The 14,456-nt window shown below is 65.8% G+C and carries 13 protein-coding genes; 7 read left to right on the plus strand and 6 right to left on the minus strand.

Translation table 11 applies throughout. The features are described 5' to 3' along the window. Window positions 1-42 precede the first annotated feature (42 nt). Window positions 43-1,470: an MFS transporter gene (locus tag CFB45_RS36210; protein WP_089429876.1), complete on the minus strand. Its 1,428-nt coding sequence runs from the start codon at window positions 1,468-1,470 to the stop codon at window positions 43-45. Window positions 1,471-1,817: 347 nt separating this feature from the next. Between CFB45_RS36210 and CFB45_RS36215 the strand changes: the two genes are divergently transcribed. The 3 genes from CFB45_RS36215 to CFB45_RS36225 are packed head-to-tail and all read left to right on the plus strand — an operon-like array spanning window position 1,818 to window position 4,494. Further along, entirely contained in the window at window positions 1,818-2,810 is a 993-nt protein-coding gene (locus tag CFB45_RS36215; protein WP_089429877.1) for an aliphatic sulfonate ABC transporter substrate-binding protein, read from the plus strand. A gap of 11 nt (window positions 2,811-2,821) precedes the next feature. Continuing rightward, a complete protein-coding gene (locus CFB45_RS36220) occupies window positions 2,822-3,676 on the plus strand; it encodes an ABC transporter permease (protein ID WP_179255147.1) in 855 nt (284 codons plus the stop codon). Next, complete coding sequence (locus CFB45_RS36225) at window positions 3,673-4,494, plus strand: ABC transporter ATP-binding protein (RefSeq protein WP_089429878.1); 822 nt, start codon at window positions 3,673-3,675, stop codon at window positions 4,492-4,494. The genes CFB45_RS36220 and CFB45_RS36225 overlap by 4 nt, the downstream gene beginning before the upstream one ends. A 197-nt stretch (window positions 4,495-4,691) precedes the next feature. Here the strand turns inward: CFB45_RS36225 and CFB45_RS36230 are convergent, their stop codons facing one another. The 5 genes from CFB45_RS36230 to CFB45_RS36250 form a co-directional block, all read right to left on the minus strand. Next, window positions 4,692-5,222, minus strand: a complete 531-nt coding sequence (locus CFB45_RS36230) for an OsmC family protein (protein ID WP_089429879.1) — start codon at window positions 5,220-5,222, stop codon at window positions 4,692-4,694. A 482-nt stretch (window positions 5,223-5,704) separates the two neighbouring features. Beyond that, a complete protein-coding gene (locus CFB45_RS36235; RefSeq protein WP_089429880.1) occupies window positions 5,705-7,270 on the minus strand; it encodes a methyl-accepting chemotaxis protein in 1,566 nt (521 codons plus the stop codon). 273 nt (window positions 7,271-7,543) lie between these two features. Then, complete coding sequence (locus CFB45_RS36240) at window positions 7,544-7,954, minus strand: VOC family protein (protein ID WP_089429881.1); 411 nt, start codon at window positions 7,952-7,954, stop codon at window positions 7,544-7,546. 88 nt (window positions 7,955-8,042) lie between these two features. Continuing rightward, entirely contained in the window at window positions 8,043-8,780 is a 738-nt protein-coding gene (locus tag CFB45_RS36245) for a formylglycine-generating enzyme family protein (RefSeq protein WP_089429882.1), read from the minus strand. 12 nt (window positions 8,781-8,792) lie between these two features. Further along, on the minus strand, window positions 8,793-9,338 hold the full coding sequence (locus CFB45_RS36250; RefSeq protein ID WP_089429883.1) for an AAA family ATPase: 546 nt from the start codon (window positions 9,336-9,338) through the stop codon (window positions 8,793-8,795). A gap of 682 nt (window positions 9,339-10,020) precedes the next feature. Between CFB45_RS36250 and CFB45_RS36255 the strand changes: the two genes are divergently transcribed. From CFB45_RS36255 to CFB45_RS36270, 4 genes are all read left to right on the plus strand, one after another. Beyond that, complete coding sequence (locus CFB45_RS36255) at window positions 10,021-10,740, plus strand: thioesterase II family protein (protein WP_089429884.1); 720 nt, start codon at window positions 10,021-10,023, stop codon at window positions 10,738-10,740. 155 nt (window positions 10,741-10,895) lie between these two features. Next, window positions 10,896-11,846 (plus strand): UDP-glucuronic acid decarboxylase family protein, encoded by a 951-nt coding sequence (locus CFB45_RS36260; protein WP_089429885.1) that lies wholly within the window; start codon window positions 10,896-10,898, stop codon window positions 11,844-11,846. 207 nt (window positions 11,847-12,053) lie between these two features. Beyond that, the gene (locus CFB45_RS36265; protein WP_089429886.1) at window positions 12,054-13,364 is read left to right on the plus strand and encodes a diaminobutyrate--2-oxoglutarate transaminase family protein; all 1,311 of its coding nucleotides are present in this window, start codon (window positions 12,054-12,056) and stop codon (window positions 13,362-13,364) included. Window positions 13,365-13,440: 76 nt separating this feature from the next. After that, on the plus strand, window positions 13,441-14,427 hold the full coding sequence (locus CFB45_RS36270) for a TauD/TfdA family dioxygenase (RefSeq protein ID WP_089430144.1): 987 nt from the start codon (window positions 13,441-13,443) through the stop codon (window positions 14,425-14,427). The last annotated feature ends 29 nt before the right edge of the window (window positions 14,428-14,456 follow it).

Raw genomic sequence — 14,456 nt, forward strand, 5'->3', positions numbered from 1 at the left:
CCGTGCGCGCGTTTCCCTAAGGAAGTCTAACCTCGACCGCGTTCAAACACCGCCGTCATCATCGATATCACGCGCCGTCGGCTCATAACGCACGATCAACAGGAACACGATCGGCGTGGCGGCGCTGATCGCGACGACCCAGAACATGTCCGTGCCGAGCCGCGCCTGCAGGATCGGCAGCACGAACAGCGCGAGCGCCTGACCGATGCCGCACAGCGAACGCCCGAAGCCGACGCCGGTGCCGCGGATCGCCGCCGGATACGACAGCGTCGGGTAGATCATCATCTGCGCGCCGGGCCCGAACCCTTCGGCGAACAGCCAGGTGCCCAGCATCAGCAGCACGAAGCCGATCGCGAGCGCGCCATGCGGATGCCCTGCCAGCGCGAGCGCCACGAGCGCGACGAACTGCAGCGCGAAGCCCGCGATCGCGACATGGCGTGACGCATGGCGATGGGCAAGGCGCATGCCCAGCAAGCCGCCGGTGAACGCAAACAGCACGTTCAGCGCCAGCGACGCCGCGATCGTTTCGAACACGCCCGCGCCGAGAAACTGCGACAGGATCGACGGCAGGAAGAACGCGATCGCCGTGTATTCGAACGGGATGCACAGGTTCATCACGCTGGCGACGATCGTGCGTCCCAGGTACGGGCGCTGGAACAGCACACGAATGCGCACGGGCGGCTGGCTCGGCGCGCGTCGGGCGTCCTCTGCTTCGTGCGCATGAATCCCGTACGACTCGCGCAGAATCCGCGCGGCGTTGGCCAGGTCACCCTGGTTCGCGGCCCACAGCGGCGACTCGTTCATGAACCGGTTCCGGAACAGAATGATGACGAGCGCCGGCACCGCACCGAAGATCAGCGACGCGCGCCACAGCCATCCCGCATGCTCGGCGGGCAGCAGGAAATACAACCCGAAGATCAGCAGGAAGCAGGCCGACGACGCCACGTACCACATCGGGCACCACGCCGCGAGCCGCGACGCCTTGTTGCCGCGGCCGTTGAACTTCGAGAATTCCGCGAGAAACGCCATCGCGACCGGCAGGTCGATGCCGACCCCGAGCCCCATCACGAAGCGCGCGCCGATCAGCACCCACACGTTCGGCGCGAGCCCGGCCGCGATCGCCGCGACCACGAAAAACAGCATGTCGGCCATGAACACCTGATAGCGGCCGATCTTGTCGGTCAGCCATCCGCCGATCAGGCTGCCGAAGATCGTGCCGATCATGATCGCCGACCCGACCAGCCCGGTCAGTGCCGGTGTCAGGCCGAACTCGCGCGCCACGTCGTCGATCCCGTAGGACAGCGTCGTCAGGTCGTACGCATCGAGAAACACGCCGCCCAGCGCCAGCAGCACGATCATCCGGGCATGGCTGACCGAGCTGTCCACCGTGTTGATCAGGCGCGCGACGTCGCTTGCCGAGCGAATGGGCGAGGAAACCGGTGTAACGGCGTTCAGATCGATCGAACTCATCGCATTCCTTAGTGTTTCGCCGAATGATCGGCGATGTCCGCATGAAGCCGGAAGTCGGGCATATTCATTCGCGATCGACAGCGACCATGCGCGGCCAGACGCCGCTCGACACGCGACGCCATCACGTTCCGGCAGCACGCATTCTGTTCTCCCGATTCCGTTATCCCAAGCGATATAAATCGATAAATTAATCGGCCCGCGTCATAAAGTTGCTCGCCATCCACGCTTAGCAGCAGCGTGCATGTTCAATCGCGGATTTCTTCGTTCACGGCGCGCCGATGCTTCGTTACATTGGCCGGTCACCCTGCCTGTTCGCGGCATCTTGCCGCCCTTCCGGAGAATCCCCGATGAAGCTGTCCTGGTCCCGCGCGTGGCAATCCGCGGCCCTCGTCGTTGCCGCGTTCGCCAGCCTCGTCTCGGTGCACGCACGCGCCGCGACGCCCGCGGAGATCCGCGTCGACTATGCCTACTACTCACCGGAGAGCCTGGTGATCCGCCACTTCGGTTGGCTCGAAGACGAATTCAAGGCCGACCGCACGTCGATTCGCTGGGTGCTGAGCCTGGGCAGCAATCGTGCGCTCGAATACCTGAACAGCGGCGCGGTCGATTTCGGTTCCGCCGCGGGTCTCGCGTCGGTGCTCGCGCGTGCGAACGGCAACCCGATCCATACGGTCTACGTGTTCTCGCGCCCCGAGTGGACCGCGCTGGTGGTCCGCAAGGATTCGCCGATCCGCTCGCTCGCGGACCTGAAGGGCAAGAAAATCGCCGCGACGCGCGGCACCGATCCGTTCCTGTTCACGCTACGCGCGCTGCACACGGTCGGCCTGACCCGCGACGACGTCGAGATCGTCAACCTGCAGCATCCGGACGGGCGCACCGCGCTTGCGAACGGCCAGGTCGATGCGTGGGCCGGCCTCGATCCGCACATGGCCGCGGCCCAGCTCGACGACGGCGCGCGCCTGCTCTATCGCAATGTCGCGTTCAACACCTATGGCTTCCTGAACGTCCGCGACGCGTTCGCCAGCCAGTATCCGCAGGCGGTCACGCGCGTGCTGAAGGTCTACGATCGCGCGCGCCAGTGGATCGTCGCGCATCCGGCCGACACCGCGCAGATCGTCGCCGACGAATCGAAGGTGTCGCTGCCGGTGGCGAAACTGCAGCTGCAGCGCAACGACTTCAGCGATCCCGTTCCGGGCGACACCCAGCGAGCGGCGCTGAAGGCGGCCGCCCCCGTATTGACGGCCGAACAGCTGACCAAGCCCGGAGTCGATCCCGCGAAGATCGTCGATACGCTGATCGATCCGTCGTTCGCGCGCCCGCTCGTCGACGCATCGCGCTGAGACTGCCGCCCATGACCGACACCGCCGCCCGCGACGACACGCTCGCGCCCCGCCGCCCCGCTTCGCCGCCCGCTGGCCGGCGCGATCCGCTTCGCCGGTGGCGGATCGCGGGCCTCGCGCTGCCGTTCGCGGCGCTCGCGTTGCTGGAGGTCGTCGTGCGGCAGGGCTGGCTGCCGAATCATCTCGTCCCCGCACCGAGCGAGATTCTCGACACGCTCGCCCGCCTCGGCGTCACGCGCGTGGCGCGCCATGTCGGCGCGAGTACGCTGCGGGTCGCGGCGGGGTTTGCGGCGGGCGCCGGACTCGCGCTCGTCGTCGGCGCGGCGATGGGCCTGAGCCGCCGGATCGACGCGCTGTTCGAACCGACGTTCCAGGCGCTGCGCGCGATTCCGTCGCTCGCATGGGTGCCGGTGTTGCTGCTGTGGCTCGGCATCGACGAAGCACCGAAGATCACGCTGATCGCCATCGGCGCGTTCTTCCCGGTCCACCTCGCGGTGGTCGCCGGCATTCGCGACGTCGACCGCAAGCTCGTCGAACTCGGCGCGGTGTACCGGCTCGGCCCGTTCGTGCTGTTCCGCCGCATCCTGCTGCCGGCCGCGCTGCCGCAGATCGTCACCGGCTTGCGCACCGGCCTCAGCCTCGCGTGGATGTTCATGGTGGCCGCGGAGCTGATCGCGGCCACGCGCGGGCTCGGCTTCCTGTTGAGCGACGGCCGCGAAACCGGCCGCCCGGATCTCGTGTTCGGGGCGATCCTGCTGCTGGCGCTGCTCGGCAAGCTGACCGACGGCGCGATGGCGCGCATCGAGTCGCGCTGGCTCGGCTGGCGCGATGCATTCGACCACACGCCACGTAAAGGGTCGGCATGAGCATACGTTCTTCCGCACACACGGCGGCGCGCACCGCGACACCGCTGCTCGACGTGCGCATCACCCGCAAGCTTTACGGCGATCGCACGATCCTCGCCGATGTCCCGCTGCAGGTTGCGCGCGGCGAGATCGTCTGCGTGGTCGGCCCGAGTGGTTGCGGCAAGAGCACGCTGCTGCGGATCGTCGCCGGCCTCGATACGGATTTCCGCGGCAGCGTGAAGCTGGGCGGCGTCGCACTCGACGGCCCGTCCCCGCGCGCCGGTGTGATCTTCCAGGAGCCGCGGCTGCTGCCGTGGCTATCGATCGCGGACAACGTCGGCTTTGCGGCCGGCCCGCGCGGCGGCCGCGAGCCGGCCGTCGCACGGCTGCTCGACGAAGTCGGCCTGGCCGGGGTCGCCCGGCAACTGCCGGCCACGTTGTCGGGGGGAATGGCGCAGCGTGCGGCGATCGCGCGCGGGCTGTTCGGCGAGCCCGACCTGCTGCTGCTCGACGAACCGTTCAGCGCGGTCGATGCGATCACCCGGATGCGGTTGCAGACGCTGCTGCTCGATGTCGTCGCGCGGCACCGGACGGCCGCGATCGTCGTCACGCACGATCTGGACGAAGCGTTGTATCTCGGCGATCGCGTGCTGATGCTCGCGCCCAATCCGGGCCGCATCGACGACGAGATCCACGTCGGGGTCGCCCGGCCGCGCGATCGGCGCGACCCGACGCTGGCCGTGCTGCGCGCGCGGCTGCTGGACGCATTCCAGCAGCTTCAGGATCGTGCCGACGAGACGACGCGCCGACCGCGCGACCTTCAGGCCTCCGAAGCCTGACTTCGCGCCCGCCGGTTCACGACCGGCGTCGCCCGGCCCCCATTCGGCACGCGTTCAGCGCCGGGGCGACGCATCCGTCATCGAATACCGATGCTGCAGGAATCGCAGCCGTATCGGAGCGCCGCCACGGTGCGCGAGGTGTCGCGCGCCTGCTCACCGCTCAGCGAGGTGACATGCTGCAACCCACCGGGCGCACTTCAACCGTGCGTATGCCGCAACTCGCCGTCGATCGTCTGCGGCAGTCTCAGCAGGTTGAAGATCGGGCAGATGGCCTCGACCGCCTGATGCAGTGCCCGAATCGTCTCCGGCGGTTCGGGCGAGACGATATCGAGCGTATAGCGAAGGTTGTGCGGGAACACCGGCACATGCTCGAACCCCGGTTGCTGCGCGAGCGGATGCTGGTCGCCGGTCACCTCGACCTCGATCGAGTCGATCTTCAGGCCGCGCTCCGCTGCCTGGATCAGCGTGATGTGCGTCAGGCAACTGCCGAGCACGCCGAGCTGCAGCTCCGGCGACGCCGGCCCGAGGTTATAGCCCGCGAAATCGGGCGGGCTGTCGCTGATCACCTGGAAGTCGCGAATGCGGATCTCCCGCACGCCGCTGCGGCCCAGCGCGCGCACGGTCGCTTTCAGCGGGGTCGCCTTGAGTTCGGGATTGCTGCGGGCGGCTTCCTTTTTCGCGAGCCACGCGTCGCGCTTTTGTTCGAGATAGTCGTTCAGTGTCGTCATGTCGGGTCGATACGGTCGCAATGACCGGCCGCGCATACGGCGGTCAATCGAAGGGGATCTTCATGCTATTCCCTTCGCTGACCGCCACGAAACGATCATTCCAGCAAAGCAATTCGCAGGATGTGATGTCGCATTGCGACACGCGCGCTCGGGAATTTCCGGCTGTCGTTCATCTCCTCGAGTTATCCACAATTTCCGTGCATAACCCTGTGGAGAACGTTGGAGAAATTGCCCGTCCGCCTTGACCGGCAAGGATCACGGCTACGCCGTGCTGCCTCGGGGCCCCTGAACGCAGACCGCGTCGCATCGCGCTCGGCGATCGGCGATCGGCCGATCGTCGTGCTTCACCGCGCCAGTGCATGGATCGCGTCGACGTCGGCAGTCAGGAAGTCCGCACCAGAAATGTGCCGCTTCGACGCCGGTGCACCGCGTTGGCGGCAAGCCGGCCCGTCGATCCCGCTCCGGTCGCCCGTATCGGTGCATCAGGCGAGCGCCTCGTCACGCAGACGGAACTGCGCAACCGCCGCACTCAGCCGCGCGCCCTGTTCATCGAGCGACAGCGCCGCGGCCGCGGCCTCCTCGACCAGCGCGGCGTTGCGCTGCATCGTCTGCTCCATCTGGATGACCGCGGCGTTCACCTGCTCGATGCCCGACGCCTGCTCCTCGAACGCCTGGCCGGTTTCGTTCATGATCGTATTGACGCGCTCGACCGCCGCGACGAGCTCGGCCATCGCCGAACCGGCCAGTGCGACGAGCCCGCTGCCGTCTTCGACACGCTGCGCGGAATGGCCAATCAGTTCGCGGATCTCCTTCGCCGCCGACGCGCAACGCTGCGCGAGCCCGCGCACTTCCGTCGCGACGACCGCGAAGCCGCGCCCCTGCTCGCCGGCGCGTGCGGCTTCGACGGCAGCATTCAACGCGAGGATGTTGGTCTGGAATGCGATGCTTTCGATCACGCCGACGATCCCGGAGATCCGCGTGGAACTGAGCGAAATCGCCGACATTGTCTCCACCACGCGCTGCATCGCCTCGCCGCCGCGCGACGCGATGCCGGCCGCGCCTTCGACATAGGTGCGCGCATCGCGCGCGTTGTCCGCGTTCTGGCGCACGGCCGCCGTCAGTTGCTCGACGCTCGCCGCCGCCTGTTGCAGCGAGACGGCCTGCTGCTCGGTGCGCGCCGACAGGTCGACGTTGCCGCTCGCGATCGTCCGGACGTCGCCGACGATCGTCTCCGTGCTCGTGCGCACCTGGTTCACGGTGTCGACGAGGCCGTCCTGCATCCGCTTCAGTGCATGCAGCAGATAGGCCATCTCGTTCTCGCCGGGCACCACGACCGTTCCGGTCAGGTCGCCTGTCGAGATCTTCTCGAACTGGCCGACCGCGAGCTTGATCGGCTCGATGATCGCCTTCGCGAGCACGCGCTGCGCAAGGAAGCCGACGACGAGTGCGAAGGCCGCGACCGCCGCCATCCCCCACACGATCCGGTGGAACTGCACGCCGGCCGCCTCGTAGCGCGCCCTTTCGCGCGCGACCTGGAACGCCTCGAGCGCATCGATCGCCTCCTGGTAGGCGGCGAACAGCTCGGGCGGCGCGGTACGCTGCGTGTCGAGGAAGCCGAAGCCGTCGTCGCCGTCGAGTTGCGAGAGCGCCTTCAGGAACACGCGGTCGAGCAACGCCCGACGGCGATTCTGCAGCGTGTCGAACAGCGCCTGCTCGTCGGCGTTGCGCGCGTGCAGCCCCGCATAGGCATCCAGTTCGTCGTTGCTCTGCTTGAGGAGCGTGCGGAGTTTCGCGATCTCTTCCTTGGCCGAGTGGCCGGCGCTGATGATCTGCGCGACGTCGCTCATGCGTTCGCGCAGCACGAGCATCCGCTCGGAGCTGGTCTTCAGGTGCAGCAGCGACGCGGTGTCGTCGCGGTACATCGCCTCGAGCGAACCGTTGCCCATATAGAGGGCCGCGATGCTCGCGCCGACCACCAGCACGAGCAGCACGGTATAGCCGGCGATGGTCGCGACGAGGCCACCACGGATAGTGAGTTGTTTTCGCATGACGTTCCCTTGCGCGGGCCGGGCGCGGCCAGCGGCGGATGTGGATTCCGGATCACGAAAGACGCGCGCCGTGTCGCAACACGGGGCGCATGGGCTGCGAACGGGTTAACGGCGGCGGGAACGGGGAGGTTTTACCGATACGCGACGTGAATCTTGACGATTGCGACAGGGGCAGCGGCGAAGCGGTACGTGACGAGTGCGCGAAGCCGTGCCGACGATCATCTGGGAGTGAAGAAAGGCATCCTGATCACTTCGACGCACTCCGACGGGTATCTAGCCGCCGTTCGTCAGCCTCGAACGAATCTCGTCAACCGACAGGTCGCGCTGATGCGTTGCGATCTGCCATCGATTCCCCCACGGATCCTGCACCATCGCCCGCCTGTCGCCGTATGGCATGTCGGCGGGGGCTTCGAGCGTAGTCGCACCCGCTGCAAGCGCCCGCCGGTAGGTCAGGTCGGCATCCTCGACATACACGTACAGGAATGCCGGCATCGGCTCACGCAGGCCATCTTCCCCGCTGATCATCACGACGGAATCACCGATCCTGATTTCCGCGGGCAGCCCCGGGCGGTACTCGCCCTGTGCGTGAAATACCGTTCGGATGAATTCGATCAGGTTTTCAGGATCAGGCACGACGATCCGGGGCGTGACGGTATGCCATCCATCGGGCTGGAACCTGGCCATGTCGGGCAGCCTCCGAAGAAATTTCCGGGAGTATTGTGCGCCGGGCTCCTGCTGTCAGCAAAGGGGCGGCGCAACGCGGCCAACGCCGTCAATCTCCGGGCGATCCACGCACCGCGGTCACGAGTCGCCCGTCCCCCGCATCAAGCGACCGCGCAACGCGAAACCCCAGATCGTCGATTGCAAAGGTCGGATGACTGCGACGGCGATTCGTCGCCAGGCAGCCCCGTTCGACATCGGCCCAGCCCCCGCCGCGAAACACGCGATACGAACCGTAGACCGCCGGGTCGTACTGATCCGCGCACCACTCCCACACGTTGCCCAGCATGTCGTGCAGCCCCCAGCCATTGGGCTGTTTCCGGCCGACGTCGTGCGTGCGGCCGCCGGAATTGTCCCGGTACCACGCGATGGCATCGAGTTCGCCATACCGCGAGCCCTGTGTTCCCGCGCGGCACGCGTACTCCCACTCCGCTTCGGTGGGCAGCCGGTAGCCGCTGCTGCCGGGAATCGGGGAGGCGCTCGTGCCGTCTTCGTCGATTTCGTAACCGCAAGACAGACCGTCGGCCGTCGACAGCCGGTTGCAGAACCGGACGGCATCGAGCCACGATACGTTTTCCACCGGGCAGTGCGCTCCGCCATGCGACGACGGCGACAGGCCCGTTACCGCCGCATATTGCGCCTGCGTCACCGGATAGCGGCCAATCGCAAAGCGTCGCAATTCGACGCACCAGGTGCGGCCGATCCGGTCGTCCCTCAATGCGATGGTCCCGGCGGGAACCTGCACCATCGGCAGATCGAGTGTTTCAGACGGATATTCGATGTTCTCCATGCTGTCGCACCGTTACGAAGAGAGCCTGACGGAACCGGCTTCGTCATAAGCGACGATGTTCAGCCCTTCCGTCGCAGCCGGCGCGACGAAGTGCCGCGTGATCCGTTCGAACTCGGCATCCGACGCCTGGAACGGATGGTCGCCTCGCGCATTGCGTGCGTGCAGCCGCGCCTTGCAAACGCCATCGCTGACGTCCAGGTAATGCAGTCGATGGCCACGGCCGGCGGCCCGAGAAACGGCGAGCCCCCATGCACGCGCGGCGACGGTGTTGAACGGCACATCGAGCACCACCGACACACCGGCCTGCAGTACCGCGCGAGCCTGATCGGCCATCACGTGGCCGACGCGCTTCGCGCACCGGACATAGTCGTCGATCGACAGGATCTCGCCCGGATAGAGCTGCGCGAGCCACGCGTCCTCGCTGATCGAAACGACCGGCCCGGCGCTCGCGAGTCGCGCGACGAGCGTCGATTTTCCGGACGCGATCTTGCCGCATACCATGTGGAGCAACACGGCATCGTCCGATGCCGTCGCATGAAATGATTTCGCTGTCTGCATTTCCAGGCTCTCCCTCGAACGCCCAGAAAGCGAAAACCCGCCTTCCGGGCGGGTTTTGACGATATCCATTCAGTCGATCGCTATCCCGCCGGCAACATTGCGGCGCAAATGATCGAACGGGTTTGCGAATGGGTCATGCGCATCAGAATAACCAACTGCGCGATCGCGAGCAAGCGGGCTGGAAGCGGCGCACGTCAATCCGCGCGCGTGAAACCGGTACACCAGCCGGAAATGAATATCGAAATATCGACGCTCCGTGGTGTCTGCGCACCGCCATCCATTCAGATTGGGATGGATTCGACATGGCCGAAGACGCGCGTCCCCTCTTCCTACGACATACATCCGCGCGGCCGCATGTTTAACTCATGCCCAACCGGATCGGGCGCACTCCGAATCCGGGCGGCGCGCGCACCTTGAAGGTTCATGAAGCCCGTCAATGCTTCGATGAATTCCGATGTGCTTGACGCACTGCTTGTACACAGCGACGACGAACCGGCTATCGACGTGTGAACCAACACGCGCGTCGCTGCCGCACCCGTTGCGCTCCAAGTGAGGCTTGCCTACGCATCGCCATGCCAACAACGACTGGAACCTGAATGGTGACAAACGCCGAATCCGTGAATTTCCACAGCGCGATCGCCTGTGCCCCGGTAGCAAGCGAGCCACTCGAGTACCCGCCCGCATGCGTCTGATCTGTTTTCCGTATGCGGGCGGCTCGGCCGCCGTCTACCGCGCGCTGCAAACCTTGTTGCCCGGCATCGAAGTGCGCGGTCATGAACTTGCCGGCCGAGGCGGCCGCCTGTCCGAGCCTGCCATCCGAGACATGTCGACGCTGGTCGACACGTTGCTGCGCGACCTGGACAACTGCTTCGATCGTCCCTTCGCGCTGCTCGGACACAGCATGGGCGCGGCGATTGCGGCCGAACTGGCCCTGCGACTTCCCGCCCACGCACGACCGAACCTGCGGCATCTGTTCGTGAGCGCGCGTGCCGCACCGGGCCAGGAGCGCCACGATCGGCGCATGCAGGCGCTGGATGATCGCGCCTTCATCGATGCGCTGCGCGAGATGGGCGGCACACCGAAAGCGGTGCTGGACAACGGCGAACTGATGGCGCTGCTGATGCCGGCGCTGCGTGCGGATTTCACGCTGATCGAAAACCACCGGCCCGTGCCCGGGCCCAGGCTGGCGGTGGATATCACCGCATTCGCGGGCCGGGGGGACAACGAGGTCCCCGTCGATGCCGTTGCGGGCTGGGGCGCCGCGACGACCGGGCGCTTCGATTTTCACGTCATCGATGGAGATCATTTCTTTCTGAGAAACGAAATGCGGACGATGGCCGGCGTCATCGCGGCGCGCATGCGGCGCGCGGAACACGCCGCGTCGAGCGCACTGCAGGCATGACGGGCCGATCCTCGCGATCGGCGTGCCGGCCGGTGCCGTGATCGTCGAATGAAAACGCCCGCGCGCCTGATCCGCTCCCCTGCCGGAGCCGCGGGCCGGTCAAGCAAGTCGGGAGGCCGCGTCGCTTCCCTGCACGCGATACTTGGAGTGCCATTGTGCAACGTAATCGAAAGCGAATCCTCGTAACAGGTGGCGCGGGTTTCCTCGGTTCGCATCTTTGCGAGCGCCTGGTCGAACTCGGTCACGACGTCTTGTGCGTCGACAACTATTTCACCGGCACGAAGCAGAACGTCGCGGCGCTGCTCGGCAACCCGAGCTTCGAGGCGCTGCGTCACGACGTCACCTTTCCGTTGTACGTGGAGGTGGACGAGATCTACAACCTCGCCTGCCCGGCTTCGCCGATCCACTATCAATTCGATCCCGTGCAGACCACCAAGACCAGCGTGATGGGCGCGATCAACATGCTGGGGCTCGCCAAGCGCACGCATGCGCGCGTTCTGCAAACCTCGACGAGCGAGGTGTACGGCGACCCTGACGTGCACCCGCAACCGGAAAGTTACCGCGGCAACGTCAACCCGCTCGGGCCGCGCGCCTGCTACGACGAAGGCAAACGTTGCGCGGAGACGCTGTTCTTCGACTATCACCGCCAGCAGAACGTACGCATCAAGGTGGTACGCATCTTCAACACGTACGGGCCGCGCATGCATCCCAACGACGGCCGCGTGGTGTCCAACTTCATCGTGCAGGCGCTGCGCGGCGAGGACATCACGCTGTATGGCGACGGCAGCCAGACCCGGGCCTTCTGCTATGTCGACGACATGGTCGACGGTTTGATCCGGATGATGGCCACGCCCGCGGAGCTCACCGGCCCGATCAACCTCGGCAATCCGCACGAGATCGCGGTCAGCGAACTGGCGCAGATCATCTTGCGCCTGACCGGCTCGAAGTCGCGGCTCGTATTCCGTCCGCTGCCAAAGGATGATCCGACCCAACGTTGCCCCGACATCAGCCTCGCACGCGCCCACCTCGACTGGGAGCCGACGATCGGGCTCGAAACGGGGCTGCGGCGGACCATCGATTATTTCTGTTCGACGCTCGCTGCCTGACGTCGCGCCTGGAAACCCCGCTTCGATGATCAAAAGGCAATGGCATGACGGGGTGACGTCGCCTGGCTGATGTCCCATTTTTACGTGACAGACGTGATGCGGAGACCATGCTCCAATCCGGTCGTACCGTTAACACCATTGGCCGGGATGAAGCGATTCTCGTGCGCCAGTGTCCATCAATCCGCCTCGCAAGCCGGATCTTCGCGCATGGAAAAAATCGAGTATCTTAAGCAGGTCGAATCGAACGCGCGAACCTACGCAACCTCTTTCCCGCGGCTGTTTACCCATGCCAAGGGCATACGCGTACGCGACGCCGACGGGCAGGAATACATCGACTGCCTGTCGAATGCGGGCACGCTCGCGCTCGGACACAATCACCCGGAAGTCAATGAAGCCGTGATGCGGTTTCTGTCGTCCGATCAGATGCAACAGGCACTCGACCTGGCGACGCCGGCCAAGCACGCGTTCGTCGAGCAGCTTTTCTCGCTCCTGCCCGGGAAGATCGCCGAATCCGGCAAGATCCAGTTTTGTAGCCCGAGTGGGGCGGACGGCGTCGAAGCGGCGATCAAGCTGACCCGGCACTATACGGGCCGCCCGGCGATCATGGCGTTCCACGGCGCCTACCACGGCATGACGGCCGGCGCACTCGCCGTGTCGGGAAACCTCACGCCGAAATCGGCCGGCGGCAACGGACGCGACGTTCATTTCCTGCCCTATCCCTATGCCTTTCGCTGCCCGTTCGGCACCGACGGCTCGGCGACCGATCAACTCAGCATCAACTACATCCGGACCGTCCTGTCCGATCCGGAGAGCGGGATCACCAAACCGGCGGCCATCATCGTCGAAGTCGTGCAAGGCGAAGGGGGTTGCATCCCCGCTCCCGACACCTGGCTGATCGAGTTGCGTGAGCTGACGCTGCGGCATGAAATCCCGTTGATCGTCGATGAAGTGCAGACCGGACTCGGTCGAACCGGCGCGCTGTTCGCTGTCGAACATTCCGGCATCCGGCCGGACGTACTCGTGCTGTCGAAGGCATTCGGCGGCGGCTATCCATTATCGGTGGTGGTCTACGACGAGCGCCTGGACACCTGGCCGCCGGGCGCGCATGCCGGCACCTTTCGAGGCAACCAGATTGCGATGGTGGCCGGCTTGTCGACCATGCGCATCGTCGAACGGGAGAATCTGTCGGCGCACGCGGACCGGGTCGGCAAACTGCTGGTGGCCGGCCTCGAGGGGCTTGCCGAACGCTTTCCGTGCCTGGGCCAGATTCGCGGCCGCGGCCTGATGATCGGCGCTGAAGTCGTCGTGCCCGGCACCCATGGTCGAACCGGCCCGCCCCACACGGAACGGGCAAAAGCCATCAAGCGGAACTGCCTGCAAAACGGGCTCATCGTCGAAACCGGCGGGCGCAACGGTGCGGTACTCCGGTTCCTGCCGCCGCTGATCGTTTCGGATGCGGATATCCACGAAATCCTCAATCGCTTCGAGCATGCCGTGGAAACGGCCTGCCGTGCCTAGCCGCACCGCGGCGCGACCACGCAGGCCGACCCGTTCGGTTGCGTCGTGATCCACGTACAGGAAAGGACTATTGACGATGCTGGGCATGACGGAACGCAAGCTGCTTGCCGAGGGTAGCTCGCCGTGGCTGCTGGAACCCGTGTCGAACGGGCGTGATCTCGCGCGGGCGGTGAACGACAACCGGGTGGCACTGGAATCCCGGCTGCTGGAACATGGCGCACTGCTGTTTCGCGGCTTCGACGTTTCATCCGTGGGCGGCTTCGAAGCGTTTGCTCACGCGATTTCGGCCCATCAGTCCGACTACGTCTATCGTTCCACGCCGCGCACCTCGATCGGCAACGGCATCTTCACCGCGACCGAGTATCCGCCGAGCGAGACGATCGCCCTTCATTGCGAAAACGCATATCAACGAAGCTGGCCGCTGAGAGTCGCATTCTGTTGCCTGACGCCGGCCGCGACCGGCGGCGAAACGCCGATTGCCGACATGCGGGAGGTGAGCCGCCGGATCGGACCGCGCCTCCTGGATCACTTCGAAGCGAAGCAGGTCCGCTATGTCAGGCACTACCGGCGGCACGTCGACATTCCGTGGGAAACCGTGTTCCAGACCCGCGACCGCAGCCAGGTTGCCGCCTTCTGCGCGGACAACGGCATCGAGCATGAATGGCTCGACGACGACACGTTGCGCACCGCCCAGGTCAACCAGGGCGTGGCCTACCATCCGGTCACCGGCGACCGGGTGTTCTTCAATCAGGCCCATCTGTTCCATCTGTCGAACCTGGAAGCCTCGCTCGCCCGTTCGATCGTCAGCCTGTTCGGCGAGGATCGCATTCCGCGCAATGCCAGCCACGGCGACGGGAGTCCATTCGATCTCGCCGACCTCGAGCAGATCCGCACCGCGTTCCGCGCATGCGCGATCACGTTTCCATGGCAGCGAGGCGACGTCCTGCTGGTCGACAACATGCGCTTCGCGCATGGCCGCAACCCGTTCGAAGGCGAGCGCAAGGTCGTCGTGTCACTGCTGGACCCGTACGCGCCCGACCTCGCAGGAAGCGCCGATCGTTAGCAAGCGCGAACGTGCACCTCAATAACAAG

This window comes from Burkholderia sp. HI2500 (assembly GCF_002223055.1).
In the GTDB taxonomy this organism is placed as follows: Bacteria; Pseudomonadota; Gammaproteobacteria; order Burkholderiales; family Burkholderiaceae; genus Burkholderia.

Excerpts from the sequence above, each read along its gene's own strand:
- CFB45_RS36255 (WP_089429884.1), top strand. The coding sequence starts at position 10,021 with ATGCGTCTGATCTGTTTTCCGTATGCGGGCGGCTCGGCCGCCGTCTAC.
- CFB45_RS36230 (WP_089429879.1), bottom strand. The coding sequence starts at position 5,222 with ATGACGACACTGAACGACTATCTCGAACAAAAGCGCGACGCGTGGCTC.
- CFB45_RS36240 (WP_089429881.1), bottom strand. The coding sequence starts at position 7,954 with ATGGCCAGGTTCCAGCCCGATGGATGGCATACCGTCACGCCCCGGATC.
- CFB45_RS36265 (WP_089429886.1), top strand. The coding sequence starts at position 12,054 with ATGGAAAAAATCGAGTATCTTAAGCAGGTCGAATCGAACGCGCGAACC.
- CFB45_RS36210 (WP_089429876.1), bottom strand. The coding sequence starts at position 1,470 with ATGAGTTCGATCGATCTGAACGCCGTTACACCGGTTTCCTCGCCCATT.
- CFB45_RS36245 (WP_089429882.1), bottom strand. The coding sequence starts at position 8,780 with ATGGAGAACATCGAATATCCGTCTGAAACACTCGATCTGCCGATGGTG.
- CFB45_RS36235 (WP_089429880.1), bottom strand. The coding sequence starts at position 7,270 with ATGCGAAAACAACTCACTATCCGTGGTGGCCTCGTCGCGACCATCGCC.
- CFB45_RS36270 (WP_089430144.1), top strand. The coding sequence starts at position 13,441 with ATGCTGGGCATGACGGAACGCAAGCTGCTTGCCGAGGGTAGCTCGCCG.
- CFB45_RS36225 (WP_089429878.1), top strand. The coding sequence starts at position 3,673 with ATGAGCATACGTTCTTCCGCACACACGGCGGCGCGCACCGCGACACCG.
- CFB45_RS36250 (WP_089429883.1), bottom strand. The coding sequence starts at position 9,338 with ATGCAGACAGCGAAATCATTTCATGCGACGGCATCGGACGATGCCGTG.
- CFB45_RS36215 (WP_089429877.1), top strand. The coding sequence starts at position 1,818 with ATGAAGCTGTCCTGGTCCCGCGCGTGGCAATCCGCGGCCCTCGTCGTT.
- CFB45_RS36220 (WP_179255147.1), top strand. The coding sequence starts at position 2,822 with ATGACCGACACCGCCGCCCGCGACGACACGCTCGCGCCCCGCCGCCCC.